The organism is Cupriavidus sp. D39, from assembly GCF_026627925.1.
Classification (GTDB): Bacteria; Pseudomonadota; Gammaproteobacteria; order Burkholderiales; family Burkholderiaceae; genus Cupriavidus; species Cupriavidus ulmosensis.
The window spans coordinates 264,194-290,983 of sequence record NZ_JAPNLE010000006.1 but is presented as its reverse complement, the minus strand read 5'-3'; the positions used below and the strand labels follow the sequence as shown (position 1 = coordinate 290,983).

Here is a 26,790-nt window from a genome sequence, read left to right as displayed (position 1 = left end):
GCCTTTCGCCAGGAATGAAGCCTATTACTGGGTCACCAACTCAAGCCCAGCTTGCGACTCGTCATCGCCGCGGGCGACCAGCACCTTGATCTTGTTCGGTACTGTTGCACCGATGCCGTCGACCGGGATGGTGGTGATCAACCAGTCCGCGTTGTTGGCCAGCGTCAGCGCGCCCGAGTCAAAGATCACGGTCTTGGTGCCGGCCGTGGTGATGCGCAGGCGATAGGTGCCGCCATTCAGGTCGATCGAATCGCTGCCCGATGCAGGTACCGCCGACTTGTACGCGACTGCTGCAAACGTAGGCGTTGCCGCTGCCAGGTCAGCCGCCGGGACGGTCAGATAGATATCGACATTCTGTGCATTGAACGATGCGTTCAGACTGCGAACGCGAGCCTTGTCGGAGAATAGGCCCTTCTCAAACGGGTCGTCGATCTGCAGTACATCCGCCACGGTAGCACCGGGCAGGGCCACCACCGTGTATTTGTGGCCGGTGTGCGTGTTCACCGTGGTCCTCCCGAGTTCGGTTGCCGTGTTGGCAACATTGAACGAGAACGTCTGGTTGCCCTCGTCCACGTTGAAGTACTTCGAAACAAACTTGTAGGGCTCGTTCAGCAGGTTGGTCTTGGTGCCGTTCTGCAGCACATCCACATTAGGGCCGCCGGTAATAGCATGGATCACGCGCACGGTCGGTTCACTGACCCCGATGCGGGCACCGATGCTGTCATCCCCGCCGCCGCATGCTGAGAGGACTGCCGTTGCGGCTAGCGCTAGGCCAAGGATAAGACTAGTCTTGGATCGAAACATGTGTCACCTCTATTCGTGGGAACTTGGGCGCGCTATCGCGCAAGGCGCCGCATGCCGCGGGGCCAGAGTGCAAATGTGGCGGCGCATGCTGTGCAAGTGCTGTAATTGCGTATTGCCATGATGCAACGATAGGCAGTAACCCCGGGCGCAGGGAGGTGCCCGGCTCCGAATTCAATGTCCGACGATTCCTACAGTAGTCACGAAGCTGGAGCGGGCCTTCTGACGCGCAGGGCACGGCGGCGCCGGCCCTTCACCATGCGAAGCAACTCAACTGCGCTCCTTCAGCATTTGTTTCAAGGCGGCACGCTGCAGGCGGTATCGGACGCAGTCCGACAGCGGTGCGGTTCAATGAGGATTCCACTGACAAGCAGCGCGTCCGGCATTTCAGTCCGTGGTGCAGGGTGCAAAGGGTCGCTTCCATAGTCTCCCGCACGGGAGGCTGAAACTTCGCGCCAGCACAACACCGCGCACGTCAGCACTGCGTCCCACACAGACCTTGGAGTGAAATCCGGACTACGCGCACATTGCCGAGCCCTCATATGGAACGAACCGCTACCTCCCTTTCCTCCCGCAGATCGTCCCCAAAGCACTTGCGCGCGCGAACCCGGCCGTCTCGGCCGAGGATCAGTAACTCGATCTTGTCGCGTTTCGCGAGATCAGTGCCGGCGGCGATCGCTGCCTCTCTAGAGGGATAGAGAGACGTGACCACGTCATCAGTCCTTTCTACCGTGATAGTCCACTGCCCTCGACTTGCAGAGGCCACGCGGATCCGCTGGACAGGCATGCTATACATAATTCCCCCTTGCTATGTCGTCTTTGCGTTAGGAACCAGCATCCGGCGGCGATCAGGCGCCGTCCGACGCGCGATGTTGCCATTCAGCGCGACCTCCTGCCTGGCTGCCGGCGTGCGCTCGATGGTCCCCCTATCCTGATGCGGATTGGAGCAGACTACACGGCCCGCTTGGCATCTCTTCCCATTGAGTCGAGTTCAGTCAGTTCGTCGTCAACGCCATGAATCATTAGGACGCCATCTTGCTCCAACGCCTTCTGCACACCGGCAGCAATCGCAGCCGCCCGCGAAAAACAGTAGACGCGCTCACCTCCAGCGTCATCGGATTCCACGGCCCACCGACCGTCGTCAGTCAAAATTACCTGGATAGTCGCGATTGTCATGATGCCTCTGTTTGGATGCCCGCTTATGTAGTGGTTTTATGCGCGCAAGACGCGAAGCGGTATCAGGCAACCTCCTACATCCATACACCAGCGGAAGGCCGGCGGGCCATGGTTGGCGTCAAATGCTCAGATGGGTCACGAGGGCGCATGTAGGGCAATGCGAGCAATTGCTGTGGCGCTGCCCTCGGCCGGGTTGGGCGATGGCTCAAATCGATGCTGCTTACCCGTTTCTTACCCTCTGTCGGCGAAATTCTAGTCAAAGACCCAAGCGAGCGAATGCCCATTTCTTTCCGGCAAGGGTGTCGGAAGCCGACCATTCTATGCGGACAGGAAGTGCAAGGCTCAGCAACTCGGCAAGCAAAATTGATGGGGTATCGCTGTCGCACTAAAGCAACGATTGGGGGTTTTTTCTGACGGCCTTCAATCCGCCGAGAGCTGCGTCCAAGGAAGCCTTACGCTATTCCCGCCAGCTTCTCGCCGCCTAACAAGTCGATGCCTGCAACGATGTACGGATGGAACGCATTGTGAACACGCATTGTCACGACAGAACTCCATCTGGGTTCCACATATAACGGATCCAGTTCCAACTCGATGCAAGCATGGGATCGACAGTAGCGTGGAGCTGGACAGCGGCTAGATGGACCCATAGAAAGGGATGTGAGCATTTTGCAGTCGCGAAACCTGATTCGGAACCCGAGAACAAACTCTCTGTGCTGCAAGCTGGGGCGTGCTCATCCATGTAGCCTCCTCTTGACAGGAGATCCAGCAATGACCACTCGAAGGAAATTCTTGAAAAGCGTATCTGGTGTTGTGATGCCGGCCACGGCCGCCATCACAACACCAGATAAACCCTTCAGAAATATTCGTCGAGTAGTCATCGCTGCACCTCCAGTCCAGTCGAAAGAGTTGGATAGATTGTTAGCACGCCGACGCAAGCTCGCATCCTTTCACGGTATGCGCTCGCGCCTGGAACGCAAGCGTTCGGAGGAACCATGTGCTCATTGCGATCGGTATGGGGCTTTCGCTAGCCCATGCGCTCGAGTTGCCGGGGAAGCTGAGACTGAACAAGGATGCTATCTCGGCGTCCAGACTATCTACTACCCAGGATTCACCATTGGCGGGATGTTCGGCGAAGCTGGCGCGATGCTCGCAATGCTCATGCTGATGTTTGTGACGCCATTCGCCAGCACCAGCTTCTGGCTAACGCTGGTCGCATTCCTTTGCCTGCTGACTGCGCATGGCGTGTTCTGGATAGCGATACAACCCTTGAACAAGGTTTGGCTCAAGGGACAGAGACTTCAGGGCGCAGGAGCCGCTCTCTTTGGCAGCACAGATGCGCGCCAAACGTCAATCGACTGCGATTGGACGACCCTACGAGATTGATGGGAGTATTCCCATGTAGCACGCGCGGTGCTCGCTATGTTCGGCCTTGTTTTGCTCGTCACGGCAGTCACCATTTGAACGCCGTGCTAGTACAACATATCGTAAATAGGTTTAATAATTATCGGGCTGCAAATATGGCTCCAGTAGGGTGACGATCACCTCGGCCATCTCGTCGAGTGTGCCGGTGCCGGGCAGAGGTTCCCAACGCCCACTATGGGTACGAAAGGCGGCGCCATAACGATTGCGGCTGAGCTCGGTCAGCCGAGCCACCACTGTCGGCTCCTCGTCGTCCATACGTTTGATCAGCAGGTGACGCCCGTAGGCCTGCGTGACGATCTGCTCGTGGCCGAGCAGGGTGCGTAGTTGCCGCTGCAGTTCGGCAGCGTAATGTTTGGCGGGTAAAGCTGGCATGTCGATCCTCGATTACGATGCGCCGGTTTGCAGCGGATAGCCCCGGAAAGTCCATTTGAACGGGCGTGCCGTCTGATTGTGCGCGCGGACAAACTGCTCGGTGCGCTCGCGCAGGTGCGCGGTGCTGGTGTGACTCGCATGGCGCAGCACTCGGCGCGTGTAGCGGGCAAACCAGAGTTCGATCTGATTGACCCAGCTCGCGTGCAACGGCGTGAAGTGGAAGTGGAACCGCTCATTGTGCCGTGCGTTGAACGCCTGCCAGACGGCCTGTGCGCGATGTGTGTTCAGGTTGTCCCAGACGACGTGCACCTGTTTGCCCGGGTACGCGGTTGCCACGCGCTCCATGAAGGCCACCAGATCGTCCTGGGTGCGTCGCTCGCGGCAGTCTGCCAGCACCTGTCCGGAATGCACATCCAGCGCGGCAATCAACGCCTGGGTGCCGTGGCGAACATATTCAAACTCACGCCGACGCAGCCGCCCCGGCGCGGGTGCACGTCCCGGGTGCTTACGCTCGATGGCCTGAATGCCGGTCTTCTCGTCAATACTGAGCACCACCGCGTTTCGAGGCGCCTTGCGGTACAGTTTGCAAATCCCCGTGACCTTCTCGCGAAAGGCCGGGTCTGGGCTGTGTAGCCATTGTTGGACCCGGTGCGGACGCACGTCGCCGGCCTGCAGAATGCGCTGCACCTGGCTGCGGCTGATCTGCCCGACGACGCCGCGCTCCACGGCGCGCGCCACAATCTCGTCGAGCGTGGGCGTGACCCGTCCCTCAGGTTCCTGCGTTTCACACGCCAGCCGTTGGACCCGGTGCGGACGCACGTCGCCGGCCTGCAGAATGCGCTGCACCTGGCTGCGGCTGATCTGCCCGACGACGCCGCGCTCCACGGCGCGCGCCACAATCTCGTCGAGCGTGGGCGTGACCCGTCCCTCAGGTTCCTGCGTTTCACACGCCAGCGCGATCAACTGCAGTCGCGCTTCCTGCGTGATACGTGGCGGACGGCCACTGCGCTCCCCTCGCGAATGCCTTTGGCACCTTGCTGGGCAATGCGCTTGCGCCACAGGCAGACCGTTTGCACCGATACGCCCAGTTCCTGCGCAATGACCGTATTGGAGTGGCCCTCGTGGGCCCACAACGCGATTCGCGCGCGCATCACATCCGCTGCGCGGCCGTCTTCCGCTCGACCAGCGATAGCAGTTCCTGTCTTTCTTTGTTCGCCAGCTTCACTGGCGTTGCATGGCGGCCTCGATTCATCCCGCCATGATAGCCGAGCCAATTAATTATTCAACCTATTTGCGGGATGTTGTACTAGGAGCCGAACTCGCCCTTCTTTGGCGGACGGGAGCTGGCTGTCGCCGAGAGTGGGAATGGCAACTCATTTCCGGCGATGCTTCCATGCTCGAGCCGGCTCCCTTGAGCGACACGACTCGAAGCGAGGGCTTCCGTCTGTCGCCTGGCACGGCTGCGGCTTATAGAGATGTACTGCGGTTGAGCTCGCCGCGCTCCCCCGAAGATATCCGTGGCTTCGGCCGATGTTAAGGAAGCCGCGATTTGCAAGGCGCTAGAGCGCTGGGCAGCTCTGATGATCCCCTACCAGGAGGCATCGCGGCAGCGCATGACACAAAGAATTCTGGCGCTGATTCCTGTTTCCATGCGTGCGGACGTTTTGGTGCTGGTAGGCCTTCCGTTGCGTCACCTCACTACCTATCCTGAATCTATCCTGATGAGTAGGGTCGATCTTCGTCCACGTCGGCTAGTCAAAAGGATCAGCGTTACTGGTAGCGGAGGCCATGAGTCTAAATGTGCACTTTTGTCTCTGCTCTGGCAGTCACCCAGGAGGGGATATGAATTGGCTCGGCTTGCTACTCGCGACGTCGCTGGCAATGATGCTGCCATCTGCCGGCGCTGTGGGGTGTCAATATGATATGCAATGCAAAGGGGAGAGGATCTGCCAGCAAGGCGTGTGTGTTGCACCCGAAGCGGAGGACCAGGCCATCGACAAAGCGCCTCCTGCAGCGAGGAGGCTTCCCCCGCCACGGAGCCTCGCTATTGCTGCACGGTCGCGGGCAAACTGAGGCTGTACCGGAGCTCACGCTCGGAAGGCGACTTCATCAAGCTGGGGGATGCTTGCCAAGGCTCGACCGCTTCCGGCAAGCCCGTTCCAGGCACGGCATGCAACTGACGTGTCCGGAAAACCTGCATAAGTGTCCACTCGACAGCCCAATGTTGGCGTTCAGTATCTAGCGAGGCTCTACCTCAGACCGACGAGTGGCATTGGTGACTGCGTGGCGCTGAGGGTAAGGTGGCTCCGGTCGAGCCGGCTGGGACAAGCCCAGCGATGTACGAGTTCAAAGCTTCAATGGGGTCCGATGACCCCATGGACGGCCGGAGCCAGAGTGATCGCGAAGGTCTGCGCGATCACTCCTACTCGAGAGCGAATGCATTATGCATCGACCGAATGCACATGAACGTCTACGTGCCGCAGTTGCAGCGCGTAGGCGGCGTGGTGTGGTACCTGCGCGGCCATCCTCGCTCAGCGCTTTGCCTCGACGGCGACGGTGGCGCCGGTGGCCTTCGTGGCAAGCAAAACCGCAGTGAAAATTGCCATAGGCTTGCCTAGCTTGCGATAGGCACCCGCATCGCGCGTGAACGCCGCCAGGCTTCGGTACGCGTCATCGAGTTACTGCCACGCTGTCGTAGGGATATACATGGCCAAGCGCGTACATGCGCTTCCGGAACGCGCCGGTAGCCCAGTTCGATCCACGCGCGCGCCCAGTGATGATGGCCTTGCCGCGAAAACTGCCGCCTTCAGTCATGACTGGGGCGCTGCGGTCGAGGAAATGCTCGAGCTCGGGGTCTTCGTTGCCGGTGCTTTCCACCACCACCGATTCCCTTGCCAGCGGGCGCTGCCAGTATTCGCCCGGGCCTCGTCCAGCGGTTCGCTGCTTGCTGCCGGTTCAAAGTCCGCCCACTGCCTGCACTCCCATTGCCCCGGGTGCGTTCCGGCAAAGGAGGCGACCCGCCAGAACTCGCCAGCCTGCTTCACGGCCGCACGCCTCGTGCAATTTTTTCAAAAGACGGCCCGGAGCTACACGCGGCGCCGTGGAACCTGCCGTCAGCCATTGACCACTTCGCCGCCGTTGATGTGCAGGATCTGCCCGGTGATATAGCTCGCCGCATCGGAGGCCAGGAATACATAACCCGCGGCCACTTCGAACGGCTGGCCGGGGCGTCCCATCGGCGTCTTCTTGCCGAATTCAGCGACTTCTTTGGCTGTGAACGTGGAAGGGATCAGCGGCGTCCAGATCGGCCCCGGTGCTACGCCATTCACGCGAATGCCGCGCTCGACCACTTGCAGCGCCAGCGAGCGCGTGAACGACACGATGGCGCCCTTCGTCGCCGAGTAGTCCAGCAGGTGCGCGCTGCCGCGATACGCCGTGACCGAGGTGGTATTGAGGATGGCCGCCCCTTTCTTCAGGTGCGGGAGCACGGCGCGGGTGAGGTGGAACATCGCAAAGACATTGGTGCGGAAAGTGGCTTCCACCTGCTCCGCCCCCACGTCCTCGATCGATTCCTGCGGATGCTGCTCTGCAGCATTGTTGACCAGGATGTCGAGCTTGCCGAAATGCTTCAACACCTTTTGCGCCACGCCGTCTGCGTGGGCGTTGTCCGCCAGGTCGCCGGCGATGGCCAGGCACTTGCGACCAGACTCCTCTACCAACGCCACGGTTTCCTTCGCATCGCCGTGCTCGTCCAAATAGGAGATGGCGACGTCCGCACCCTCACGCGCAAAGGCGACGGCAATCGCGCGGCCGATGCCGCTGTCCCCGCCGGTCACGAGTGCCACTCTGTCGTTCAGGCGGCCGCTGCCGACATAGTCATCCGCCCCGCTATCGGGCTGCGGATGCATAGGGCTTTCAAGGCCGGGCTGGCGCTTCTGGTGCTGCGGTGGCAGATCTTTGGGGGTAGACATGGCGCGCTCCTCGGCATGACCGGATGCGCTGCCTCACGCAAGTTCCGTGCCGCACACTGGCCGTTGTTGCACCTCGGCATAGGGCCCTGCCGGGCCGTAACCGATGCATCGGGCGGCAAGACTTACACCTCCGCCTGCATGGGGTATTGCGCTGCGCACCGTGTTGCAGGCACCCTGCATCGCCAGGTGACGATGGACAAGGCGGCATGTCTTTTGCGGCAGAGGTGACCATGGGCAGTCGCCCCAGCGCTCGCAATCGAGGATGCCGCCGGGCCGGCGCGGACATCGGAGGCAGAATATGTTCAGTTTCCGCAGTCACAGCAGCAGGGAGAGCGATCAACAACGTCAGCGCAACCAGGAAGCGGACCGGGAGCGCCAGCGCGAGGACCACAACCCCTGCCGCGGTTCGGAAGAGGCAGGGCGAAGATTGGCGCGGCGAGCGCGAATCACGCGGCGGCTCTGGTACCAGCAGGATAGCAGGACAGGAGCGCGGGCAATGGGGCCGGCTCAAGTACGGCGCGGCCGACATGGGTGGGGGCCATCCACCCAGATCACCATCGGCGCCTATCACGTTCGCGGTCGCGGTTGCCCACGGATTCCGGCTTGCTCACAGTGCCAAGGCACGCAAGCTGCCCGGCTACGTCGGCAGCCTTCCCTGCCGCGTCCGGCGGGCCGTGCGATAACGCGGCCCGTTGGGCTATTGCGCCGCCGCCCGTTGCGAGAGCAGTTTCAAGAGCCGCGCTTCGTCTGCACGCAGGCGGCTGATGGTGGCAATGCGCGCGCAGCCGCGCAGCTCGTCATTCATGAACGCCTCGATCACGTCGGGGTGGACATAGCACTTGCGGCATACCGCCACCGTATTGCGCAGGCGCTGCGCAACGGCCCTGATTACCTCCGCCACCTGCTTCTTGCGAGCGGTCTCGCTGCTGTCCGCGCCGGCCGTGCGCAGCATTGCCAGCGCATGCACGCTGCCGGACCAGGTGCGAAAGTCCTTGGCGGTGAAGTCTCCGCCGGTTGCCGCCTGCAGATAGGCATTGACGTCAGCCGAGCCGACCTCGCGGATCTCCCCGTCGCTGTCGCGGTACTTGAACAGATGCTGGCCGGGCAGGTCGGCGCAACTGCGCACGATGCGGGCCAGGCGAGGATCATTGACCGACACGTTGTGGGTGATGCCGCTCTTGCCGATGAACTGGAAGCGCAGGCGGCTGCCACGCACGGTGACGTGGCGGCGGCGCAGCGTGGTGAGACCGTAGGTACGGTTCTGCTGCGCGTAGCGCGGGCTGCCAACGCGCACGAGCGTGGCATCGAGCAGCAGCACCACCGCCGCGACCACTTTCTCGCGCGGCATGCCGTTGCGCCCCAGGTCGCGCGCCACGCGCGCGCGCAGCCGCGGCAGCGCGGTGCCGAAGGTCGCCAGACGCGCGTACTTGTCGGAATCCCGCAGCGCACCCCAGTCGGGATGGTAGACATACTGCTTGCGGCCCCGCGCGTCGCGTCCGGTGGCCTGGAGATGCCCCGCCGGGTCTGCGCAAATCCAGACCGCTTCATACGCCGGAGGAATCGCCAGCGTCGCGATGCGTGCTAGCGTTGCGACGTCGCGCACCCGCTTCCCGTTCGCATCGCGATACGCAAATCCGCCACCAAAGCGGCGGCGCATGATGCCCGGCGCACTGTCATCGACATAGCGCAATCCGGCCTCGTGCAGCACCGTACGCAGGGTTTCGTCGGTACCGGACGGCGGCAGGGTACTCTCCACGACAGGCGCCTCCTTCTCGCGAGTGGTGCGCAGCGGATGCCCGAAGCAACGGTGCTATGGGTCTTCGCCGCGCGGCCCGGCTTTCATCGCGGATACCGCCGTGCCTTCCAAATGGGGCGTCTCCGGCCGCACGGCATCTCCCGAACCGTGCCCGGCTTCCGGCCCGGCAGGCTCAAGCCCCGTCACTGACGGATCGTCGTGCGGCGGCGCGGCGGACGCTGGCGCAGGAGGTTCCGCCGCCCGTTCGGTCGCCACCGGACCCGCACGCGCCCCCGTGACCATCTCGCGCAGCCAGTTCACCAGCAGGCTGCTGTAGGCGCGCTGGCTCTCCTCATCGCTGAGGCCGTGGTCGGCGCCCTTGATCACGCGATAGGTCATCGAATTCGCCTGCACGCAGGCATCCACGTAGCTGGTGACGGCAGCATGCGGCACGATCTGGTCCTGCTCGGACTCGATGACCAGCACATCGCCCTGGAACGTGGTGCACGCGCGCAAGGCGCGATTGGTATCGGCCGCCACCACCTGCCGGCGGTACGCCACCAGGTCCTGGTCACGATGCAGCTGGCGCTTGGGCAGTTCCCAGCCTGCGTCCATGTACAGTGCCGGTGCGCGTAACGCCATCCAGCGCAGCGGACGCAGCGTGCTCAGCACCGCAGCCAGATAGCCGCCGTAGCTGCTGCCGACCACGGAGATCGCGTTGCGGTCCACCTCGGGCTGGCGCACCAGCACATCGTAGGCGGCCACCACATCGGCCAAGTTGCGCATGCGGCTGACGGTCTCGTACTGGCCGCTGGTGCCGGCATGCCCGGTCAGGTCGAAGGTCAGGCACACACAGCCCAGCCCGGCCACCTTGCGCGCGCGCGCCAGGTATTGCTGCTGGCTGCCGCCCCAGCCGTGCACGAACAGCACGCCGGGCAGCTTCGTGGCCGGCGTGATCAGCGTGCCGGCGATGCTGCCGCCTTCGGACTGGATTTCCACATTCTCTTCATGCGTTGCCATCTGCGTCAGGCTCCAGTAATGCGTATTTGGTCAATGCCCCGACGTGGCGGTCTTCGCCCTGGAAGTAGATCTCCGCGCCCGGCGGAACTTCAGCGTCGACGCCATAGATTTCGCGGGTCGAGGCCACCACGCGCCGGCGCTTCGGATCGGCCTGCAATGCCGCCAGCGCAGCCAGTTCGGCACCGGTGGCGCCACCAACGCGCCATGATTGCTCGAGCACGCCAAGCAATGCATGGCCATTGGCCCTCGCGCCATTGCCACCCGCTGCGCGCCCGGCGGCCACGTCATAGTTGCAGCGCGAGAGGAACATGCCCGGAAAGCAGGCCAGTGCCGCTTCGTGATAGACCATTGCCGCGCGCACCGCCGCCAGCGCGCGCGCATGAAAAGGCTGTGCGAGCAGCTCCTCAAAGCCACCCCGCACCACGGTCAGTGTCGAGCCGCCATAGACGGGGTGGCCACGGTTGTTGCTGGTCAGATCCTGCGTGCCGCAATAGCTGGCGCGCAGGCCGCTCACCTCGATCTGGCCCACACTCCAGGTCTGCGGCTCGTCCAGGTCGCGCTCGAGCACGATACCGTGCGTTTCGAGCGTCGTCCGGTCCATTTCCGCCAGTGCGCGGTCGAGCGCGGCAGCGTTTGCCACCACCTGCTGGCCCAGCCCGCCGATCCCGCAAGGCTCTTTCAGGCGCACCGGTCCGTCTTCGAGCAGCCGGCGACCGGCAAGCGCCGCATCTTCGCGGGAGAAGGTGGTAAAGCCGGGCAGCACGGCGTCCTGCGTGCGTTCCGCGAATCCGCCGCACCAGCCCTCGGGCGCAGCGGCTCCTGGCGCGACCAGCCCGTGCGTGATCGCCTTGGTCGATACGAAGGCAAACGGCACCACGCCGCCGAACAGGTCGGCTGCGCCCTGTATGCCAAGCCTGGCAGCCTGGTCGAGCCCGACCACCGTATCCAACGGAACGAAGTAGAATGGCAACGCCTTTGCCTCTGGCGTACGTTCCGCCCCACATGTCTCGAATGCCCCCGCGAATGCATAGCCGGCCACCGCAGCGACCTTGCGCGCGATCTGCGCAAGCGTCACGCACTGATGGCTGCCGGCATCGGCGTAGTTGGGGCAGCCGTACAGCACCACGCGCCGGCACATTGCATCGTTGCGTTGCTTGCTGATGTCTGGCACGGTGGTCTCCTCGCAGGGTATGGACGCCCGCTTCAGTGGGCGGGGATTTCGCTGCCGCCACGCACAACGTCGCCGCCACTCGTGGGCCGCGCCGCACGTGCCCTGTGTTTGGCCACGTGGTTCTCGCGGGCTTCGTCCAGCGAGTGGCTGCACTTGAGCCCGCCTTCCTCGTCGGCAAGTTGCGCCAGCTGGCGATAGAACGTGATCAGTTGGCGCAACTCCTCCTCGTCGAGCTCTTCGATCGAGACCAGCATGTTGCTGGCTTCCTTGTGCGAGGCCAGCAGCTCGTTGAGCTTCAGGTGGACGGCCACGGCGTCCTTGTTCTGGCTCTGCTGGATCAGGAACACCATCAGGAAGGTGATGATGGTCGTGCCGGTGTTGATCACAAGTTGCCACGTTTCGGAGAAGCCGAAGAAGGGCCCCGTGATCGCCCACGCCACCACGACGCCAACCGCCAGTACGAATGCCGTGGCCGAGCCCGCCTGCCGCGTGGCCGCCCCGGCAAAGCGGTCAAAGACATGAAGTACGGGATGTCGCCTGTGCACTGCTGCGGGCGCGCTGTCGATCCGATGCAGTGTGAATGCTGGCTTGCTCATCTTCCGCTCCTGGCTGTTGGCTGCCGCCGCCGGCAACGCGCTGCTTGCATTTTATGGAGCGCGCCGCCAATGGTTCAGCGGGCGCTGTCCTACAACGCAGGCTGCACTTGCACACCGCCCTCCGGTGCGAGGTCGCGCGTTTCTACACTGCCCGTAAAACCTGCGGACGGCGCGCAGCCCATGATGTGGAGCTCCCGCCAGCGCTGACGGGCATTCTGGCGGCAGGAACGCTTCTTGCGCTTTCCTTGCAAGCACCGCCGGCGTGCTGGCGGCCGTGTTCAATCCTACCGACTGGAGAACGCCATGATGCAATCCCCCTCTACTGTGCCCAGCGCGCCCCGGCGCGTTGCCGACGTCATGACCCGCGGGCCGGCCTATCTCAGTTCGGATGAAACCATCCTGCTTGCGGCACAGCGGATGGCTGACCTGCAGGTGGGCGCGCTGCCGATCTGCGATGGCCGCCGGCTGGTTGGCATGCTGACCGACCGCGACATCACGATTCGCTCCACTGCCAGCGGTCAGACGCCGGGCGCATCGCGCGTGGGCGATGCCATGACCGCCGATGTCAAGTGGTGCACCGAAGACGAATCGCTCGAGATTGCGCAGCACAAGATGGAAGCCGCGCGCGTGCGCCGGCTACCCGTCGTCGACCAGGATCATCACCTGGTGGGCATCGTGTCGCTCGGCGACCTGGCCAGCAAGACTGGCGATTCACGCGATTCCGGCCGCACGCTGGCCAGCATTTCCACCCCTCCGCCCCGGCGCGATAGCCGCTCAAGGAGAAGCCATGACTAGACCACGTTCTGCTGATTCAACCGAATCGCCGGACCAGGCCCTCGACACGCAGGTGCGGGAGAAGCATTCGGCTGGATCTTTCCCGTCGGCGCAATGGTAGAGGTGGCGGACCGGCGCGTCTTGCTGAATGGTTGCGTCGCCAGCCGCCGTCCAGCGGCGCGGGTGCTATGCCGGCCGGCCGAGCGCCCGTCCGGGCAGATCAACCACAAGGTCTGAGCTCTGGCGCTTGTCGTTTTTTTGGTGCTTCGCTGGATTGCGGATGTCGGCGGGCGCAAACAGACACGATATGGCTGCCCGCGATCTCTGGCTAGGTTTGCACATGGCCGTCGGTGGTGGTCACGAAGACGGCGTAGCCTTCCAGCTCGCGCCGAGCATCTGTCGATAGCGCTCGATTTCAGGATCGGGGGCCGGCGTACCCGGTTGCGGGCCCGAGTGCGCGCTCGCCTGCCTGTTTGCCTCGCCGGTTGTCTCGACACTGCCGCTGTACGTAGTTTCAGACTGAATAGCCGCAGACAGTTCCGGAAGTACGGGCCGCGCGTTGGTCAATGCCGGCAGCGATGCCGGAATCATAAAACTGCCGCCTGGTAGTTGCGCTGCATGCGGAGGCGTGTCCGTTCAGTACCCGAAACGGGGCCGCGCCGTCCGTCACAGACTGACACGCAGCCATTGCATGATAGGCGCTGGCGGCCTGTACGCCGCATGTTCAGCAAGTGAGGAAGGAGATAAGTGGTGTCAGGCCGACACCGTGCCATGTCGCAGCAGGGCGCGCCGCTAGTGGCGGCGCGCAGCCGGGCCTCATCTGTGTAACAGCCGGAATCACGCAAGGAGTGTTCCCGGCAGGGAGCCGCATCCGTTGCAGCGCTGCAGCACCAGGATTTACAACACCCGGTAAGAACCACATGCTAGCCGCATGAACGTGCCTGTAGGACCAGCGCCGATTTCCGTCGCGCCACGTACCGCATAAGCTAAATCCCATCCATGTCCAATCAACAGGCACCGCCATGCCCAGGACCACCCGTGAGAAGCTGGACAACGGCCGCGCTGCCGCCGTCCGGAAACGCCCGCCGGCCAAAAGGTCCACAGGCACCCGATCCGCTGGCACGCTGGGCAAGTACCAGCGCATGCGCGATTTCAGCGCAACGCCAGAACCGAGCGGCACACCGGCCGCGAGAAAACGCACGAGCGGCACGCGCAAGCACGAACACACCCTCTCCTTCGTGATCCAGAAACACGCCGCGCGACGGTTGCACTATGATTTCCGCCTGGAACTGGACGGCGCGCTCAAGAGCTGGGCCGTACCCAAGGGCCCGAGCCTGGACCCCGCCGACAAACGCATGGCCATCCATGTGGAAGACCACCCGCTGGACTATGCCAACTTCGAAGGCGTGATTCCGCCGGGCCACTATGGCGCCGGCACCGTCATCGTCTGGGACCGCGGCGTGTGGGTGCCTGAAGCCGATCCGGACGCCGCCTACCGCGCCGGCAAGCTGAAGTTCGAGCTGCGCGGAGAAAAGCTGCACGGACACTGGGCGCTGGTACGCATGCACGGCAGCCGGCAGAAGGAGCAGGACGCCTGGCTGCTGATCAAGGAGCGCGACGAAGACGCGCAGCCAGCATCGGAGTTTGACGTGGTGGAAGCGTTGCCAGACAGCGTGCTCGCCGGGACGGCACGCAGCGCCACACGCAAGACAACGAAAGCCGCAGGCAAGACAACCGCCAGTGGCCACAAGAAATCCGCGGCCGCGCTTGCGCTTCCGCGCGGCGCCAAAAAGGCAACGCTGCCGCTCGCGCTGGCGCCGCAACTCGCAACGCTGGTCGAGAACCCCCGCAGACGGCGATGCGTGGCGCTACGAGATCAAGTTCGACGGCTACCGCCTGCTGGCGCGCATCGACGGCCGCGATGTGCGGCTCTTCACGCGGCAGGGCCACGACTGGACCCCGAAGCTGAAGGCGCTTGCGAAGGAAGTCGGCTCGCTTGGGCTGCCGGACGGCTGGCTGGATGGCGAAATCGTGGTGATGGGCAAACACGGCGAGACGGACTTCCAGGCGTTGCAGAACGCTTTTGAGACGGCGCATGCCGACACCATCCAGTACTTCGTGTTCGACCTGCCGTTCTACGCCGGCCATGACCTGCGCAAGGTTCCGCTGGCGGAGCGGCGCGCGCTGCTCCGCCGTCTGTTCGAAAGCAATATGGCGCCGCGGCTGCGCTTCAGCGAGGAATTCGAAGCAAGTGCCGCCGACATGCTGGATGCGGCCTGCCGCATGAAGCTAGAGGGCGTCATCGGCAAACGGGCCGACGCGCCCTATGTCAGCGCGCGCACCAATACCTGGATCAAGCTCAAATGCACGCTGCGCCAGGAGTTCGTGGTGGGCGGCTTTACCGACCCAAAGGGCAGCCGCCAGGGCATCGGTGCGTTGCTGCTTGGCATTCACGATGCCAGCGGCCAGCTGCGCTACGCGGGCAACGTCGGCACCGGCTTCGACACCCGTACGCTCGGCAACCTGCGCACGCAACTGAATGCGCTACGGGCGGACAAGCCGCCGTTCCATGCGCTGCCCGCGTCGGTGAAAGGACATTGGGTGCGACCAAAACTGGTGGCCGAAGTATCGTTTGGCTCCTGGACGCGCGAAGGGCGCGTGCGGCATTCCGTGTTCCACGGGCTGCGCACCGACAAGCCCGCGGCCGGCATAGCGGTCGAACAGGCCAGGGAGCCGGCCGGTGTAAAGCGCGGTAAGGGCAAGCTCACCGCCGCAACCGGCAAGGTGGCGATCAGCCACGCCGATCGCGTGATCGACGAATCAACCGGCATCACCAAAGGCGAGCTGGTTCGCTACTACGACCGCGTCGCACCGCTGATGCTGCCGCACCTGCGCGGACGCCCAATCGCCATGGTGCGCGCACCGGGCGGCGTGCAAGGGCAGCAGTTCTTCCAGCGGCACGGCGACACGCTGCATGTCGAAGGGATCAACATGCTGAACGCAAGCTTATGGCCTGGCCATCCGGCGCTGCTGGAGATCGTGTCGGCACCGGGGCTGATTGCGGCGGCGCAGCTCAATGTCGTGGAGTTCCATACGTGGAATGCGAACAAGCGCAGCATCGATAAGCCGAACCGCATCATCTTCGATCTCGACCCCGGAGAAGGCGTGCCCTGGCCGCGCATGCGCGAGGCGGCCGCGCTGGTCAGGGCACTGTTCCTCGAGCTGGGCCTGGCCAGCTTCGTGAAGACCAGCGGCGGCAAGGGCCTGCATGTGGTCGTGCCAGTCACCCCACGCGCCGGCTGGGACGAAGTGAAGGATTTTGCGCACAAGGTGGTGCTGCATATCGCCGCAACCATCCCGCAGCGCTTTGTTGCAAAGAGCGGCGCGCGCAATCGCATTGGCAAGATTTTCATTGATTACCTGCGCAACGGCGTCGGGGCCACTACCGTGGCCGCGTTCTCGGCGCGTGCGCGCCCCGGCCTGGGCGTGTCGATCCCGATCGCATGGGATGAACTGGACGGGCTGCGCAGCGCCGCCCAGTGGAACGTCGGCAACGTCGGCCCGCGTCTCGAGGAACTGGAGTCGCACGATGCCTGGGACGGCTATGCCGACACGCGGCAGGTCATCACGCGTGCGGCTTCAGGCCTGGCGCGCGGCTGACGCTACGGCACGCTTCTTGCCACTTCCTGGCAAGAACGCCCTTTTTCGCGTCGGACCAGGAGTGGAGGGACACCCCCATGCCATACCGATTCAGCCGACTGCTTGCGGGGACTCGCCTGCTAGCCCCCACGGCCCACAGGCTTCGCGCCCGATGTGTCCGTTGCGGCATTTACTGTTGCCAGGCGCACCGTTGCCCGCCATCGGCGGCCAGGCACACGCCACGCTGGCGCCCCCGCACTGGAAGAGCAGCAGGCCGCCGATGCCAAGAGGGCTAAGGAAGCCGACAAAGCCAAACGCCAGACCAAGGAGGCGCTTGACGTCTGAACGCCATGGATACGCCCGCCATCACGAACCGCCCGCTGATCCTCAATGTGGAGGATCGCGATGGCCCTCGTTACGTCAAGAGCCGAATCCTGCACCGCGCGGAGTTCTCGGTACTCGAAGCCACCACCGGCCAGGCGGCCCTGTCGCTTGTACGCCAGCATGCGCCAGCACTCGTGTTGCTTGGCATGAGGCTCCCCGATATCGGCGGCCTCGAGGTCTGTCGGCTTCTCAAGAGTGATCCGGACACCGCGCGCACGCTGATACTGCTGACATCGAACGGGCTGGCCGATGCACGACAGCGTGTGCTGGCGCTCGACTGCGGTGCAGACAGCTATCTTGTGGAGCCGGCGGAACCAGAGGAAGTCCTGTCCAGCATCAACGCACTGCTGCGCCTGCGCGGGGCCGAGGATGCGTTTCGGCGCACGACGCAGACACTGCACGAAAGCGAGGACATGTTCCGCCAGCTGGCCGAATCCCTGGCCGATGTGGTGTGGATCCTGGACCCCGGCGAGAAACGACTGCTGTTCGTCAGTCCTTCGTTTGCCGCGCTCCTAGGCCACGCGGCCGAGGAAGTCTTGGATAATCCAGGCCGCTGTCTCGACCGCGTGCCACTGGCAGACCGGCCGCGAGTGGAAGGCGCATTCGCGGACATGCTGCGCAATGGCAGGATGGATATCGAATTTCAGCTGACACGGCCGGGCGGCGAGATTCGCGAAATCCGCGGACGCGCGTTCCCGGTCCGCAGCCGCTCCGGCGCGGATGGCCGCTCGCTGCGCGTGGCAGGCATCTGCCAGGACGTCACAACGCAGAACCGCGCATTGTGCGCGCTGCGCGACGAGGAACGCCGCAAGGACCAGTTCCTCGCCATGCTGGCGCACGAGTTGCGCAACCCGCTGGCACCGATGCGCAGCGCCGCCGACCTGCTGCAGCAGCTCTCGCCCTCGCGCGAGGACATGTTCCGCGCGCGCGACGTGATCGGGCGCCAGCTGCATCACCTGACACGGCTGGTTGACGAACTGCTCGACATCTCGCGCTTCAACCAGGGAAAGATCACGCTGCGGCAGGACCTCGTGGAATTGCGCTCGGCACTGAATACTGCCGTGGAAACCGTGCGCCCGCTCCTTGAGGCGAACGGCCACATGCTGCGCCTCTCGCTACCGGAGCAGCCGCTGCCGGTGCGGGGGACCTGGTGCGGCTCACGCAAATCTTCAGCAACCTGCTGCATAACGCGGCCACATATACGCCCGCAGGCGGGCAGATCTCCGTGGAGGCCACTACGCAGGAGGGCGATGTGACCGTGCGCGTGCGCGACAACGGCGCCGGCTTATCCGAGGCCATGCAGCGGCGGCTGTTCGACCCGCTGGCACCGGACGACGCCACCGGTGACGAAACAGGTGCCGACGCGCAGCGTGGCTCCGCCTTGCGGGACGGCCCCGGTATCGGTCTGACGCTAGTACAGAAGCTGGTGCGCCTGCATGGCGGGCGCATCCACGCGGAAAGCCCCGGCCCCGGCGAAGGCAGCACGTTCATCGTGGTGCTGCCGGTGGAACCCTGGCAGTGCTGGCATCCGCCCAGTGGCATGGGCGCGCCCCACAGAGGCCCGCGGCGCACCGTCATGCTGGTGGACGACAACATCGATGCACTCGAAGCGATGAGGATGATTCTGCAAACGCTGGGCCATACTGTGGTTACGGCTTCGGACGGCCAGAGCGCGGTGGCGCGCGCGGCCAGCGTGCGCCCCGACGTGATTCTGCTCGACCTGGGCATGCCGGCGATGGACGGTTTCGAGACCGCGCGGCGCCTGCGCGCCCTGCCCGAACTGAGCGGCGCAAAGCTGGTGGCGCTGACGGGCTTCGGCCAGCCCGAAGACAAGCGGCGCACGCTCGAAGCGGGGTTCGACCTGCATCTGGTCAAGCCCGCCGACCTCGACGAGCTGACGCGCTTGCTCGACGGGCTCGAAGGGCTCGACGCCTGAGCGTGCCGTCCGCCACTCGTCACCAAAAGCAAGGAGCCAACCCCAAGGCAGCGGGACGTTCGGGATGGCGGGCAAGATCGTGAAAAACCTTGGTGTGCAGATATTCGGTAAGCGTAGGGAACAAATCGGACAGGGGCATGAGAGCCAAGCGAGGATCGAAAAATGATCCGGACGGCGGCCGCTCAAATCTCCACACGTGTCAAGACCTTGCGTTGATCAATCGCGGCCTTCCTTGCGCTGATAACTTGGGTGGATTGGTACGCTGCCCTCCCGCCTCCCCTCCTACACTTCCTCCTCGAGCGAGCGACCGACCTTGGGCCTGGACAGTTCCTGGTCCACAAATCGCCCCGTCTCATGGAGTGCAGGCACCTACAGTGCGCGCGACGACGGACTACCGCCTCGGCGCGTCCCGGGCGTCGCAAAGAAAGCTCAGGGTATCGTCATGCTTGATCCTGACGTGCCATTCTCCAACGCAGTATTTGGCGTCGGAGAACTTCTCCCGCCATCGGCGCGAGAGCGTCTCGATGCATGCACGCCCTTGCGGTGGCATCTGCGGCGCGGCGGCCATCTGTCGCAGCATCTGCAGATAACTGGGATCTCCCCAGCGGGGCATGGCTGCGACGTGCGCGTTCCAGACAAGCACCACCGGCACAATCGGGAGAATTCGACTCGAAGATCATCGGACCGGGAAAATCTTGGAGATACATAGCCAAGAAGACCGGCGTTTCCCCTTACCTCTGCACCTTGCATCCGACCATGAAGGCCACTCTTCGCGTCGAATGAGCCCGGCGTTGGTCTTTGTCCCGTCCCGCGCTGTTAGCGCGCGCGCTCTGCCGCCGGGACGCCCTGCTCGCGGTCCGGCGCGCAGAAGATCACGTCGACGGACTGTCCGATCGTTCGAAAAGCGCTCGGCGCCCGTATTCCGGCTCAACACCAGCCCATCCGCGTCCTGCCTTGCCGCGCTACTTCATCAGGCGTGGTGTCAGGCCTCAGCCCGCGCGATAGCGGTCGCGCAGGTCGCGGATCTGGTCGTGGTTGCGCAGCACCCCTGGTACTGGCGCTCCACCAGCGCGCGAATGTCGAGGCTCAGTTCCGTTTCTTGCAGCGCATCGGCGTACTTTTTCTTGGCCACGTCCTCGCCCTTCTCGGCTTCCTCCAGGATGGCAAGGTCGTTGCGATCAGCCACCGCGGTGCGCAGGCTGACCCAACCGCGATGTAGCGCGCCGGTCACGCTGCCATGCTCCTCCGGCTTGCCGCCGAGCATAGTCACCTGCGCCTGGAGTTCCGATACTGCCGCGGCAATCTCAGCGGCACGGCTGGAAAACAGCGACTTCAATTCGGGGTTCTGCGCGTCTTCGGCTGCCTTGAGAAAGCCTTGCTGGCCATCACTCGAAACTTCAATCAGGTCATTTAATACGGAAATATTCTTGTCAGCCATGTCAGCTCCTAGAAAAGGCGGACGATTTGGAGATGCAAAACAGAATGGCGCCGTGAAGACGACAATTCGTTAAAGCGGACCCGGTACCTGGCTCTCCTGTGCGCCCTGCACTGGCCACCCCTCAATGGTACGAATGCGCGCGTTCGCATGCTGTAGGGAGATTGCGCGAATGCTTGTCGGCGCCTGCCTACAGCAACGGCACGGCTTGCTGCACAAATTACATCTCCATGTAAAACGCACGTGTCGTGCCAGGAAAAAGAAGGTGCCAAGGCCACGGACGCGCAAAGGCGAAAGTGCGCGCGACAGGCCGCCGTCGGGCATCTTGCGGATGCCGCTGCGGTGCCGGCACGCTATCTGCCTTGGATGAGGCCTCCCGGTTTTTCTCTGCCGAGCCTCATTTCAGGATTCGCCATGCCAAAGACGCCTACTTCCGACAAGACTTCGGCCGCCAGGCGGCCCAACAGCAAATCGGGCGGCAACGCAGACACGAAACTCATGTCCACCAGCAGCGGTACTGCGCCGGATAGCGTCACGGGAGCCTCGACCAGCGACGTGACGCGCACCGCAAGCCGCGCGGCTACCGGCGCGGAGGCCGCTTACGACCGTGCCGTGAAGGAGCGGCTATCTCCCCAGCCCAAGATGTTGGGCTCCGACACGGTCGGCAATGTGGTCTCCAATGAGGACCGCGTGCTGAGCACCAACCAGGGCATGCCGGTTGGCGAGGACGACAACTCGTTGCGCCTTGGCACGCGCGGGCCGGCCCTGCTGGAAGATTTCCTGCTGCGCGAGAAAATCACTCACTTCGACCATGAGCGCATTCCCGAACGCGTGGTCCATGCGCGCGGCGCCGCTGCCCACGGCTATTTCGAGTTGCACGAATCACTGGCCGACTACACCACGGCGGATTTCCTGCAACGCACAGGCGCACAGACGCCGGTGTTCGCGCGCTTCTCCACCGTAGCGGGCTCGCGCGGCTCCGCGGACCTGGCGCGCGATGTGCGCGGCTTTGCCGTCAAGTTCTATACGCGGCAAGGCAACTACGATCTGGTCGGCAACAATATGCCGGTGTTCTTTATCCAGGATGCCATCAAGTTCCCGGACTTCGTCCACGCGGTCAAGCCCGAGCCGCACAACGAGATTCCGCAAGCTGCTTTGGCGCACGACACGTTCTGGGATTTCGTGTCGCTGCAGCCGGAATCCATGCACATGGTGCTGTGGACCATGTCCGGGCGCGCGCTTCCGCGCAGTTTCCGCACCATGGAGGGCTTCGGCGTGCACACCTTCCGGCTGATCAATGCGCAGGGCCGAGCCACCTTCGTCAAGTTCCACTGGAAGCCGGTGCTGGGCGCCCATTCTCTGGTGTGGGACGAAGCCCTCAAGATCAATGGCAAGGACCCCGACTTCCACCGGCGCGACCTGTGGGAATCGATCGAGAACGGCGCCTTCCCCGAGTATGAACTGGGCGTGCAACTGGTGCCCGAGGAAGACGAGCACCGGTTCGGCTTCGACCTGCTTGACCCGACCAAGCTGATCCCCGAGGAACTGGTGCCGGTGCGCCGCGTGGGCAAGATGGTGCTGAACCGCAACCCCGACAACTTCTTCGCGGAGACCGAACAGGTCGCATTCCACCCAGGGCATTTGGTGCCAGGCCTGGATTTCACCAACGATCCGCTGCTGCAGGGCCGGCTGTTCTCTTACCTGGACACCCAGCTCACACGGCTGGGCGGACCCAACTTCCACGAGTTGCCGATCAACCGGCCGCTTTGCCCGGTGCACAATAGCCAGCGCGACGGCTTCATGCGCCAGACCGTGGTAAAGGGGCGCTCCAGTTACCAGCCCAACGCCGTGGGTGGCGGCTGCCCATTCCTGGCGGGCGAGACCGACGCCCACCTGGGCTATGCGGAAGGTGCTGCGGACGGTGCGGCCAAGATTCGCCGACGCAGCGAGACCTTCTCCGATCATTTCTCCCAGGCCAATCTGTTCTGGCGCAGCCAGTCCGACATCGAGAAGGCTCAGATCGTCGATGCCTACACCTTCGAACTCTCCAAGGTGGAGATTTCCGGCATCCGTGTCCGCGTGGTCGGTCAGTTGGCCCATGTCGCGCCCGAGCTGGCCAGCGGCGTGGCCAGCAAGCTTGGCATTGAGGTGGAGCCCGTTGGCAGGCCGGTCGAGATCGATGACTATGGCATCGAGGCTTCGCCCGCATTGAGCCTGGCGTCCCAGCCCAAGGGGGACATCCGTGGCCGCAAGATTGCGGTGCTGGTGGCGGATGGCGTCAGCGGCGCGGCGCTGGCCTCGCTCAAGGCGCGCGCCGGGGCAGCCGGGGCATCCGCCAAAGTGATCGGTCCGCGCGCCAATGGTGTCACCTCCGCGGAAGGCGAAGCGGTCGCGGTCGATCATGCGCTGCCGGCCGTGGGTTCGGTGCTGTTCGACGCCGTGTACGTGCCCGACGGCGATGTCGACGCGCTGCGTGCCGATCCCGCCGCCCTGCTTTTTGTCTGCGAGGCCTACAAGCACTACAAAGCGGTCGGTGCGGGCGGCACCGGCGCCGTGCTAGTTGCGGCGGCCGCGCGGGCGGCCGGTATCGAAGGCGGTTTTGCCGGGCCGGGCGTGGTGCTGGGCAAGCACGACGCGAGAGCCCAGCACGATGCGTTCCTGGACGCTGTCGGCCAGCATCGCTGGTGGGCGCGGCCGGACGCTGCGCGCATTATGGCGTGAAGGCAGGCGCGTTGCGGGAGCTGCCCGCGCTGCTCGTCTCGCCGCCGGAAAGGCTTTGCCGATCGAGTGGAACATCGCCTGCCGCCGCAGGCGCTGCTGCTGCGCCTGGACGAGCTATGGCAGGTCCAGGATACGCCGGCCCGGCTGTTCAAGCTCATCACCGATAGCGTGGCGTATCGCGCCTTCTGCTCACCTGCGATCGGGGCGCGGTGGCCGGTATCGGCCCAAGCTAAAGACTGCTCAGCGCGCCTGAAGATGTTCCAGCAGACGAGAGAGCAGCCAAGTTTCAGGAATGCTTCGTGAATGTCAGCGCGGCGCTCGAAGCGATTGCGACGACGACGGAAATTGTGGGGCCATGCCCTGATCGGCGCGAACCGAAAACGACGTCACCCCACAGCTGCCGCTCGTTGACGTGATTCCACCGATTCGCGGTGTGCGTGGCCGACCACTTCAGAAGCCCAAAGTCATCTACGCCGATCGCGGCTACGATTCCGAACTGCATCGTCAGAAGCTACGCGAGCGCGGCATCAAGCCAGTGCTCCCGAAACGCAGAACCGAACATGGTAGCGGTCTCGGCAAGTTTCGCCGCTGCAAACCGGTTTCCAAGAGGTCATCCGCCTCCTCCTCGTGGCACAGGCCAGGCAACGTCGTGCTCCTGAGAATAGGGTCGTTCGGCGTTTCATGCCATGAATGCATCTCCGCGGGGAGGTGCGCGGCATCCGTGATGCGATCAGAGCCAAGTCCGCGGCGAATCAGCAGTTGAACTGCATGGGGGTGCCACTACGGCGCAGAGCGACGGCGACGGTCGCGGATCCACCTTCGTGGTACGCCTGCCGCTCGCGGCGGCGCGCGCCAGCCATCCAGGTACAGTTGAAAGACACGACGTTCGTGAGGCGACGCCCGCTCACTCGGCGTTGCCCTGGTCGTAAGCGACAGCCGTGACGCGACCGCGTGCGCCATATTCGAACTGTCACGACACGACGTGCAAACTGCCAGCGATGGGGAGAAAGCACTGCAGACTGCCCACACGTTCCGGCCGGACGTCGTATTGCTCGACATCGGGGCGCCGGATATTGACGGCAAAGCCGTCGCACAGGCGCTGTGTGCCCAGCATTGGGGCGAAGAATCCGACCGGATCCGGTACCGGTACCGGTACCGGGATGCTAGGAGCGGAAACCTGGGTCGAGGGGCGGCGTAAGGACATGACGATGATCTGCACCGCGCGACCGGGCTACGTCTCTCCGTTCCGTCGGATAACGCTCACCTCCCCATTTCGTTCGAGAATTGCCGCGACCACGTTCGACATGTTGCAGGCCCCGAGTGTCTGGCGGACGCATTCCTGAATATCGGTCTCCGTGATCAGCGCAGCAGTCATTTCGCGTTCGTTGAACTTGCCATTCCGGAAGACTTCCCGTTCGATGCCCACGACCAGTCGCTCCAGCGGGCGACAGTACAGGCACGCCCATGCCAGCAGCCGATGCAGGATGACGATCACGAATGACGCAACCATCGTGGCGAAAAACGGGGATGCACCGACGATCGCCCGGCTCAGGGTGGCTCCCAGGAGGATAACCACCACATAGTCAAACGGCGCCCGCTGGCCGAACGAGCGGCGCCCAGACAGACGGATCAGCACGAGGGCAATGAAGAACACGACCAGGGCTCGCATCCCCATCTGCAGCACGTCGAGGGTGTTTCCTTCGCCGAACAGTACAACGACGGCATTCATGTCGCTCTCCTATGAAACGACTCCGCGAGAGGTCCACGCCCTGCACGTGCTTTCCCATCACCGTTAAGGGGCCCGTGAACTTCTCCATCGGCGTTTTGACCAGAAAATGCTCCACATTTCATCGACATCCCTTCATGGCATCGCTGGTCACCGCTTCGTGTGCGGCATGGGAAGACGACCTGCCCACAGTCCCATTCAGCTGAGCGGCGTATGGAGCGCATACAGCCTGCAATGCTCCAGGTAGCCAATTTCATGGCGGCTCATCAACTCGACCACGCTACGCCATAACCATGTCGGCGCATCCAGCGATTTTGGCTGGTTCGGCCGGAGTTCCGTGAGCCAGCGCTTCCGGGCCGTTACGTCCATCTGCCTCGCGTGCGCTTTTCCGACGACAAACGCAAGGAATTTTGCAGCCTTGATAGCGTCGGCCTCGGTTAGTCGGTCGGCCTCCAGCTTCAGGTCCTGTGGCAACAGTTCGCGCACGACAACGGCGCGGCCATCTACGCGGGCGGCCGCCATCCGGTCGCCCAGAAAAGGGAAACATGCCTTGCGCCTTCCACCACCCGCCTGGCATTGTTGCGCGGCATGCGAAGCCCGGCGTGTCGTGGCGCCGCCGCGGTGACGGCTTCCTTGATGTCAACCAGACAGGGGGCGCCTCCATCCGGACATGCGGCCCCGACGTCAAGCAATACCGCATACCGGCGCCTGCCGAGCGAACTGCATCCCTTCACCCAATACGCCGCGTCGAGGACCTTGATGCTCGCGTCCTGGCCGGGTTCGCGGCGCAGGACCGATCCGAGCAAAGTGCCGGCCCCAGTCTCGAAGAGGGCATGGATCTGATCCTTTTCTTCGTTTGAAAGTGGCCAGAACCGTTTGCCCAGCGGGATATGGGGTTTCGCCTCGCCGGTCTGCTGCCTGGCCAGCTGGCGCCACGAGCGGTGCAGCGCTTCTTTCATCGCGACCCGGACGACCGCTGGCCGCGGTTCGTTGCTCGTTTCTTTGCTTCGACGAAGGGCGAATGCCTGCTGATACCCGTCAATGAGCGCCCCCATCATCCGGGCGGTGAACACGCCCGGCAGATTGGCACTGCGCGCGGCAGTCGCCAGCGAAAGGCCGAGCCGAATCACGTCGTGTACCGGATTGCCAATCACTGTTTGGTCGAGATCCCGGATCTGGATGGCAACGTCTCCGGTGGCATCCGCCACCGGGCCGAGATTGCCAATATGGCAGTCGCCGCAGATCCAGATGCCTGGGCCGTCCGGCAGAGATCCCGGTCGCTGGCTCTCCAGCCATGCGTAAAAGTGTGCCGTGTTCCCGCGGACGTAGGCGTGCGCCGAGCGCGCCATCTTCCACTCGCGTATTTCGGCGAGCCGCCCTTGCCGCCCGTCGGGTGGCGGATAACGTCCAGATTTATGGTTTCCGACCACAATTGCCTCCGCTGATCTGCAGTTCGCCCGCACCTCAGGCGAGGCACAAAACGTGCCACCCGCAATATATTGTGACTGCGGACTTCGGATTACCGGAATTCGCGCCGGCGTCTTCGTGATGTCCGCCGACGTAAGTCGCTTCGAGTACTAATCTAAGGATCCGGTGACGCTAATGAACATTGGCTGTCAGTCCAGCAAAACGTCTCGGCCATGCCGTGAAAGTCAGCCAGCCAGACCATCGCCTGGATTGCCCCCACGAGCCGACGCAGCGGGTATCGCCGGCAAATGACAGAGGGGAATAGGACAGCGCCCGACGGCATTTTTTACAAGCCTCTCCTACGCTTTAGACATTTCCCTCAAGAGAAAGCTGAGATGCGACGAAACATTATGATTTGTGCAGCGCGCGCCGGTTGGGTCTTGAATACATGTGGTGCGGCCACTGCGATCCTGGAATTTGAAGAAGCGGACTAAGCCTTAAGTG

The 26,790-nt window shown here is 63.7% G+C and carries 18 protein-coding genes and 7 pseudogenes; 8 read left to right on the top strand and 17 right to left on the bottom strand.

Annotated elements, in window-relative coordinates:
• Window positions 1–24 precede the first annotated feature (24 nt).
• The 3 genes from OMK73_RS05500 to OMK73_RS05490 all read right to left on the bottom strand — a co-directional run bounded on the left by OMK73_RS05500 (window position 25) and on the right by OMK73_RS05490 (window position 1,977).
• Complete coding sequence (locus tag OMK73_RS05500) at window positions 25–804, bottom strand: DUF4397 domain-containing protein (protein ID WP_267601103.1); 780 nt, start codon at window positions 802–804, stop codon at window positions 25–27.
• A 535-nt stretch (window positions 805–1,339) separates the two neighbouring features.
• A complete protein-coding gene (locus OMK73_RS05495; RefSeq protein ID WP_267601358.1) occupies window positions 1,340–1,588 on the bottom strand; it encodes a DUF2188 domain-containing protein in 249 nt (82 codons plus the stop codon).
• A gap of 164 nt (window positions 1,589–1,752) precedes the next feature.
• Complete coding sequence (locus OMK73_RS05490; RefSeq protein WP_267601102.1) at window positions 1,753–1,977, bottom strand: DUF2188 domain-containing protein; 225 nt, start codon at window positions 1,975–1,977, stop codon at window positions 1,753–1,755.
• A 768-nt stretch (window positions 1,978–2,745) separates the two neighbouring features.
• On the opposite strand from OMK73_RS05490, the gene OMK73_RS05485 reads away from it, so the two are divergent.
• On the top strand, window positions 2,746–3,360 hold the full coding sequence (locus OMK73_RS05485; protein ID WP_267601101.1) for a hypothetical protein: 615 nt from the start codon (window positions 2,746–2,748) through the stop codon (window positions 3,358–3,360).
• Window positions 3,361–3,471: 111 nt separating this feature from the next.
• On the opposite strand, the gene OMK73_RS05480 is transcribed toward OMK73_RS05485, so the two are convergent.
• On the bottom strand, window positions 3,472–3,771 hold the full coding sequence (locus OMK73_RS05480; protein ID WP_267601100.1) for a hypothetical protein: 300 nt from the start codon (window positions 3,769–3,771) through the stop codon (window positions 3,472–3,474).
• A gap of 12 nt (window positions 3,772–3,783) precedes the next feature.
• Window positions 3,784–5,023: pseudogene (locus OMK73_RS38850) on the bottom strand (IS630 family transposase).
• Window positions 5,024–6,107: 1,084 nt separating this feature from the next.
• Here OMK73_RS38850 and OMK73_RS05455 point away from each other — a divergent pair.
• Window positions 6,108–6,389: a hypothetical protein gene (locus OMK73_RS05455; RefSeq protein WP_267601098.1), complete on the top strand. Its 282-nt coding sequence runs from the start codon at window positions 6,108–6,110 to the stop codon at window positions 6,387–6,389.
• Window positions 6,390–6,441: 52 nt separating this feature from the next.
• Here OMK73_RS05455 and OMK73_RS05450 read toward each other — a convergent pair whose 3' ends face one another.
• From OMK73_RS05450 to OMK73_RS05425, 6 genes are all read right to left on the bottom strand, one after another.
• Window positions 6,442–6,651 (bottom strand): hypothetical protein, encoded by a 210-nt coding sequence (locus OMK73_RS05450; protein WP_267601097.1) that lies wholly within the window; start codon window positions 6,649–6,651, stop codon window positions 6,442–6,444.
• Between the two features lie 233 nt (window positions 6,652–6,884).
• Window positions 6,885–7,742 carry an SDR family oxidoreductase gene (locus OMK73_RS05445; RefSeq protein ID WP_267601096.1) on the bottom strand — a complete coding sequence of 286 codons (858 nt, stop codon included), beginning with the start codon at window positions 7,740–7,742 and terminating at the stop codon, window positions 6,885–6,887.
• A 697-nt stretch (window positions 7,743–8,439) separates the two neighbouring features.
• On the bottom strand, window positions 8,440–9,498 hold the full coding sequence (locus tag OMK73_RS05440; protein WP_420715463.1) for a DNA topoisomerase IB: 1,059 nt from the start codon (window positions 9,496–9,498) through the stop codon (window positions 8,440–8,442).
• Between the two features lie 54 nt (window positions 9,499–9,552).
• Window positions 9,553–10,497 (bottom strand): alpha/beta hydrolase family protein, encoded by a 945-nt coding sequence (locus OMK73_RS05435; RefSeq protein ID WP_267601095.1) that lies wholly within the window; start codon window positions 10,495–10,497, stop codon window positions 9,553–9,555.
• Window positions 10,484–11,668, bottom strand: a complete 1,185-nt coding sequence (locus OMK73_RS05430; RefSeq protein ID WP_420715462.1) for a DUF3182 family protein — start codon at window positions 11,666–11,668, stop codon at window positions 10,484–10,486. The genes OMK73_RS05435 and OMK73_RS05430 overlap by 14 nt, the downstream gene beginning before the upstream one ends.
• 32 nt (window positions 11,669–11,700) lie before the next feature.
• Entirely contained in the window at window positions 11,701–12,264 is a 564-nt protein-coding gene (locus OMK73_RS05425) for a low affinity iron permease family protein (protein ID WP_267601094.1), read from the bottom strand.
• A 303-nt stretch (window positions 12,265–12,567) separates the two neighbouring features.
• On the opposite strand from OMK73_RS05425, the gene OMK73_RS05420 reads away from it, so the two are divergent.
• Window positions 12,568–13,059, top strand: a complete 492-nt coding sequence (locus tag OMK73_RS05420) for a CBS domain-containing protein (RefSeq protein ID WP_267601093.1) — start codon at window positions 12,568–12,570, stop codon at window positions 13,057–13,059.
• 336 nt (window positions 13,060–13,395) lie between these two features.
• On the opposite strand, the gene OMK73_RS05415 is transcribed toward OMK73_RS05420, so the two are convergent.
• Complete coding sequence (locus OMK73_RS05415) at window positions 13,396–13,629, bottom strand: hypothetical protein (protein ID WP_267601092.1); 234 nt, start codon at window positions 13,627–13,629, stop codon at window positions 13,396–13,398.
• 431 nt (window positions 13,630–14,060) lie between these two features.
• On the opposite strand from OMK73_RS05415, the pseudogene ligD reads away from it, so the two are divergent.
• Window positions 14,061–16,698: pseudogene (gene ligD, locus OMK73_RS05410) on the top strand (DNA ligase D).
• A 329-nt stretch (window positions 16,699–17,027) separates the two neighbouring features.
• Window positions 17,028–18,997: pseudogene (locus OMK73_RS05405) on the top strand (response regulator).
• A gap of 391 nt (window positions 18,998–19,388) precedes the next feature.
• Here the strand turns inward: OMK73_RS05405 and OMK73_RS05400 are convergent.
• Together OMK73_RS05400 and OMK73_RS05395 are read right to left on the bottom strand one after the other, a co-directional pair.
• Window positions 19,389–19,610 carry a hypothetical protein gene (locus tag OMK73_RS05400; protein WP_267601091.1) on the bottom strand — a complete coding sequence of 74 codons (222 nt, stop codon included), beginning with the start codon at window positions 19,608–19,610 and terminating at the stop codon, window positions 19,389–19,391.
• 376 nt (window positions 19,611–19,986) lie between these two features.
• Window positions 19,987–20,435: pseudogene (locus OMK73_RS05395) on the bottom strand (PA2169 family four-helix-bundle protein).
• A gap of 411 nt (window positions 20,436–20,846) precedes the next feature.
• Between OMK73_RS05395 and OMK73_RS05390 the strand changes: the two are divergent.
• Window positions 20,847–23,153, top strand: a complete 2,307-nt coding sequence (locus OMK73_RS05390) for a catalase (protein WP_267601090.1) — start codon at window positions 20,847–20,849, stop codon at window positions 23,151–23,153.
• A gap of 233 nt (window positions 23,154–23,386) precedes the next feature.
• Here OMK73_RS05390 and OMK73_RS05385 read toward each other — a convergent pair.
• Window positions 23,387–23,512: pseudogene (locus tag OMK73_RS05385) on the bottom strand (IS5/IS1182 family transposase); the annotation flags it as partial.
• 20 nt (window positions 23,513–23,532) lie between these two features.
• Between OMK73_RS05385 and OMK73_RS05380 the strand changes: the two are divergent.
• Together OMK73_RS05380 and OMK73_RS38845 are read left to right on the top strand one after the other, a co-directional pair.
• A pseudogene (locus tag OMK73_RS05380) lies at window positions 23,533–23,739 on the top strand (transposase); the annotation flags it as partial.
• Window positions 23,740–24,135: 396 nt separating this feature from the next.
• On the top strand, window positions 24,136–24,351 hold the full coding sequence (locus OMK73_RS38845) for a hypothetical protein (protein WP_420715461.1): 216 nt from the start codon (window positions 24,136–24,138) through the stop codon (window positions 24,349–24,351).
• A gap of 33 nt (window positions 24,352–24,384) precedes the next feature.
• Here OMK73_RS38845 and OMK73_RS05370 read toward each other — a convergent pair whose 3' ends face one another.
• A complete protein-coding gene (locus OMK73_RS05370; protein ID WP_267601088.1) occupies window positions 24,385–24,882 on the bottom strand; it encodes a DUF421 domain-containing protein in 498 nt (165 codons plus the stop codon).
• A 195-nt stretch (window positions 24,883–25,077) separates the two neighbouring features.
• A pseudogene (locus OMK73_RS05365) lies at window positions 25,078–26,312 on the bottom strand (DUF2252 family protein).
• Window positions 26,313–26,790 lie beyond the last annotated feature (478 nt).